Annotated in this window: 2 protein-coding genes; both read left to right on the top strand. The window is 72.9% G+C overall.

Going from position 1 to position 5,265, the window contains the following annotated elements; translation table 11 throughout:
* Positions 1 to 2,973: ATP-dependent helicase (locus R1101_RS0115640; RefSeq protein ID WP_016934327.1), on the top strand; the 2,973-nt coding region annotated here is incomplete at its 5' end.
* The coding region (locus R1101_RS0115635; protein WP_026003329.1) for an ATP-dependent helicase at positions 2,970 to 5,265 on the top strand (2,296 nt) is incomplete at its 3' end. The genes R1101_RS0115640 and R1101_RS0115635, both read left to right, overlap by 4 nt.

Genomic DNA, 5,265 nt, shown 5'->3' with positions numbered 1-5,265 from the left:
GAGCCCCTCGTCCGTACCGTCCACTCGTACGCCTTCGCGGTGCTGCGACTGCAGGCGTCGGCGCACGGCAACCCGCCACCGCGTCTGATCACCGGTGCCGAACAGGACGCCGTCCTGCGCGAACTGCTGCGCGGCGACATCGACGACGGAGCCGGGATGTGGCCCGAACGGTTGCGTCCGGCGCTCGGCATGACGGGCTTCGCCGTCGAACTGCGCGATCTCATGCTGCGCGCGAACGAGCGCGGTCTCGGCCCGGAGGATCTGATCGCGCTCGGAGAGCGCCGCGGTCGGCCGGAGTGGGTCGCGGCCGGGCGTTTCGCGGAGCGGTACGAGCAGGTGATGCTGCTGCGCGGCGCCGTCGGGCTCGAGGCTCCCGAGGCCACCGCTCCCGCCCTGGACGCGGCCGAACTCGTCGGTGCGGCGCTCGCGGCGTTCGCCACCGATCCCGATCTGCTCGCCTCCGAACGCGGCCGGATCCGTCATCTGCTCGTCGACGACGCCCAGCATCTCGATCCGCAGGCCGCCGATCTCGTGCGCGTGATCGGTACCGGTACCCGCACGAGCACCGTCGCGGGTGATCCCGACCAGGCCGTCTTCGGCTTCCGCGGCGCCGACACCTCCTTCCTCGAGAGCCTCGGCGAGGCCGACGGATCGCGCCGGATCGTGTTGGGCGTCCACCATCGCGCCGCTCCGGAGGTGGCGTCCGCTGCCGCCGGGATCGCGCGCCGGCTGCCGGGTCTGCCGCCCCATCGCGGCGTGGCCGAGCATCGCGACCCGCAGGGCGATCCCGGCCTGGTGCGGGTTGCGGTGTGCTCGTCGCAGGCCAAGGAGGCCGCGCTGGTCGCCGACACCCTGCGTCGATCCCACCTGGTCGACGGCGTGCCGTGGTCGCGGATGGCGATCGTCGTCCGGTCAGTGCCCCGGGTGCTGGCGCCCCTGCGCCGCGCGCTGCTCGCGGCGGGTGTCCCGATGACGACCGCCGCATCCGAACTGCCGCTGGCCCGCCAGCACAGCGTCGCGGGGCTGCTGCTCGTGCTGCGCGCGGTGTCCGGCAGTGGCTTCGGAGGCGACGAAGCACTGGCCCTGCTGTCCGGGCCCATCGGCGGCGCCGAACCGGTCGCGCTGCGGAGACTGCGGCGTGGTCTGCGACGGGTCGAGCTCGCGTCGGGCGCGGACCGCGATTCCGCCGAACTGCTGCGCATCCTGCTCACCGAGGGCGACGACACCGCCGAGAACGCACATCTCGTGCGCGGGCTCACCGACGTCGAGGCGGCACCGCTGAGGAAGGTGTTCGGAGTGCTGCGCAAGGCCCGTTCGGCGGCGCTGCGTGGGGGCGGTCTCGAGGACGTGCTGTGGGAGGCATGGCAGGCCACCGGACTCGAGCGGCGATGGGCCGCCGCGTCGGCCTGGGGCGGGCCGATCGGTGCGCAGGCCGACCGCGATCTCGACGGGGTCGTGGCGCTGTTCGACGCCGCCGCCGACTACGTCGACCGTCTGCCCCGCGCGCACATCGCGGGATTCGTCGACTACCTCACGGAGCAGGAGATCCCCGCTACGGCCCGTACCCGCGTGGCCGCCGAATCCGAAGCGGTCACGGTCGTCAGCGCGCACTCCGCCGCCGGTCGCGAATGGGACGTCGTCGTGGTCGCCGGCGTCCAGGAAGGCCTGTGGCCGAGCCTGCGGGCCCGCGGCACCCTGCTCGGCATCGAAGCCCTGATCGACGCCCTCTCCGGTGCCGACGGCGGCGACGACACCGGCACGCGGCTGTCCCGCACCGCGCCGCTGCTCGCCGAGGAACGCCGGCTGTTCCTCGTCGCGTGCAGCCGCGCCCGCACCCACCTCCTCGTCACCGCCGTCGACTCCGTGAGCGGCGACAGCGAACTCGTCCGCTCCCGTTTCGTCGACGAACTGCGCGGTGGCGACACCGACGCACCCGACGATCTCCTCACCGACCCGGTGCCCGACGAGGTCCGCACCCGGGTGCTGGCCCTGCCCGCCCTCGTCGCCGAACTGCGCAGCGTGGTGTGCGATCCCGAGATCGCCGACACCGAACCCGAACGGCAGCAGCGGGCCGCCCAGCAACTCGCGCGGCTCGCACGCGCCGGGGTACGCGGCGCCCACCCCGACGAGTGGTACGGCACCGCCGATCCCAGCACCGCCGACCCGCTGTGGGATCCCGACGACGACGCGGTGCGGTTGTCCCCGTCCACGGTCGAACAACTCACGACCTGCGCGTTGCGGTGGATGTTCGAGCGGCACGGCGGCTCCGACGGCGAGAACAGCCACGCCGTCACCGGCACCCTCGTGCACACCCTCGTCCAGGCGCTCGCCGGGCGCATCCCGCCCGATCGCATCGATCAGGCGCTCGAGAAGGCCTGGGATTCGGTCGATCTGGGTGCCGACTGGTATGCGCGACGCGAACTCGAACGCACCCGCCGCATGCTCGACACCTTCTCGACCTGGTTGCAGGGCACGCGGGGAGAACTCACGGAGATCGGCGTCGAGGTCAAGGTCGACGGCATCCTCGAACCCGACTCCGACGACAAGCCCCGGGTGCGGCTCCGCGGCCGCATCGACCGGCTCGAACGCGATGCCGAGGGCCGCCCCGTCGTCATCGACGTCAAGACCGCGAAGAACCCGGTGTCCAAGGACGCCGCGCGCGACCACGCCCAGCTCGCCGCCTATCAGGTGGCCGCGGCGGCCGGCGCGATCGAGGGCGAACCGGCTGCAACGCCCGGCGGCGCGCGTCTGGTCTTCGTGGCGAAGCCGCACAACAAGGAGGGCGCGACGCAGCGTGTGCAGCCGCCCCTCGGCGAGGACGGTCTGGCGCAGTGGCGGGAGATCATCCACGACGCCGCGGCCGCGACCCGCGGTCCGCGCTTCGTCGCGAGGGTCAACGACGGGTGCCGGCACTGCCCGGTGCTGTCGAGCTGCCCGGCACACGACGAAGGCAGGCAGGTGACCGGAGAATGAATGCACCACGGGTGAGTGCGACGCGCCTCGCGGAGGCACTGGGACAGCTGCCCCCCACGACGGAGCAGGCAGCGGTCATCGAGGCGCCGCCCGGGCCGATGCTGGTCGTGGCGGGCGCCGGCGCCGGCAAGACCGAGACGATGGCGGCCCGCGTGGTGTGGCTCGTCGCGAACGGGATCGTCGAACCCGAGCAGGTGCTGGGCCTGACCTTCACCCGCAAGGCCGCACAACAGCTCACAGCCCGCATCCGGGCGCGACTCGCCAAGCTCGCCGGGTCGGCGCTGCTCCGCGACCTCGACCCGAGCGGTGGGTTGCGTGCCCGGATCCTCGGCAGCGAACCCGAGGTGAGCACGTATCACGCGTACGCCGGTCGCCTGCTCACCGAGCACGGTCTGCTGCTGCCCATCGAACCGTCGGCGACCCTGCTGTCCGAGACCGAGCTGTGGCAGGTCGCGCACCGCGTGGTCAGCTCGTGGGACGGCGAGCTCGACACCGACCGCAATCCCGCGTCGGTGACCGAGGCCGTGCTCGCCCTGTCCGGTCAGCTCGCCGAACACCTCGTCGAACCGGATCGGCTGCGCGACGCCCACGTCGAACTCGAACAGCTCGTGCACACCCTCCCGCCCGGCCCGGGGCAGCGGGGAGCGCCGTCGAAGACCCTGCTCGGCTACCTCGACACCCAGCACGCGCGTCTGCAGTTGCTTCCGCTCGTCGAACGGCTGTCCGAGACCCTGCGTCGCGAAGGCGCCCTCGACTTCGGCAGCCAGATGTCGCTCGCCGCGCGGGTCGCCCGCGACCATCCCGAGGTGGGCGCCGGCGAACGGACCCGGTTCCGGGCCGTGCTGCTCGACGAGTACCAGGACACCGGGCACGCCCAGCGCGTCCTGCTCGCCGCGTTGTTCGGCGGCGGCGCCGATCCGGGCCTCGCGGTGACCGCGGTGGGCGATCCCATGCAGTCCATCTACGGCTGGCGCGGGGCGTCGGCCGCCAACCTGCCGCGCTTCGCGAGCGACTTCCCGGCGTCCGACGACGAGCCGGCGCCCACCCGCGAACTGCTCACCAGCTGGCGCAACCCGCCGCAGGCCCTCGAACTGGCGAACGTCTCGTCCGAACCCCTGCGCGATCGGGGGGTGCCGGTCAGCCGGTTGCGTCCCCGTCCCGACGCGACCGCCGGCGATGTCCGGCTCGCGCTGCACCCCGATGTCGCGACCGAACGCGACTGGGTGGCCGACCGGATCGCCGCGGAGTACGCCGCTGCACGCGAGGACGGGCGGACACCGCCGACGGCAGCGGTCCTGGTCCGCCGCAACGCCGACGCGGCGCCGATCGCCGAGGCACTGCGCGCCCGCGACCTGCCGGTGGAGGTCGTCGGCATCGGCGGACTACTGCACACACCGGAGGTCGCCGATGTGCTCGCGATGCTGCGGCTGGCAGCGGATCCGCTCGCCGGAAGCGCGGCGGTGCGGGTGCTCACCGGTGCCCGTTGGCAACTCGGGGCCGCCGACCTGAAGGCACTGTGGGAGCGCGCTCAGGAACTGGCCATCGCGGGTCGCTGGGGTGTCACCGGTGCGGTGACCGACCCCGATGCCCTCGAGGACGCGCTCGATTCGGCACTGCCCGGCGAACATGCCGACCAGGCCGGACTCGCCGACGCGATCTCCGATCCCGGCGACAGCCACCGCTACTCGAAGTTCGGATACGCGCGCATCGTCGCGCTGGGCCGCGAGCTGACCTCTCTGCGCGAACGGCTCGGTCAGCCCCTCACCGAACTGGTGGCCGAGGTCGAGCGCGTACTCGGTATCGGCATCGAGACCGAGGCCCGCGTGGGCAGCCGGCGCGGCGTCGCCGGCCGCGAACATCTCGACGCGTTCGCCGGGGTGGTCGCGTCCTATGCGGGGCGCACCAACGCGACCCTTCCCGGTCTGCTGACCTACCTCGCAGCCGCGGAGGAGATCGAACAGGGTCTCGCGCCCGGTGAGGTGGAGGTCGATCCCGATCGCGTGCAGGTCCTCACCGTCCACTCGGCGAAAGGCCTCGAATGGGAGGTCGTTGCGGTCCCGCACGTCGCGGCGGGAGTCTTCCCGTCGTCCACGGCCGCCGCGACCTGGCTCGGATCCACGAGCGAACTGCCCCCGCATCTGCGTGGCGATCGGGTGCTGCCCGACGACGATCCGGGGAGCACCGACGGTGTGCCCGTGCTCGATCTCGGCGACGTCGCCGATCGCAAGATGCTCGAGCGGGCGGTCGACGCCCACAAGGACGCCCTCAAACGGCGCAAGCTCGACGAGGACC

Origin of the sequence: Rhodococcus sp. R1101 (assembly GCF_000278445.1) — a bacterium.
GTDB lineage: Bacteria > Actinomycetota > Actinomycetes > Mycobacteriales > Mycobacteriaceae > Rhodococcus > Rhodococcus gordoniae.
This window is presented reverse-complemented; position numbering and strand designations above follow the sequence as displayed.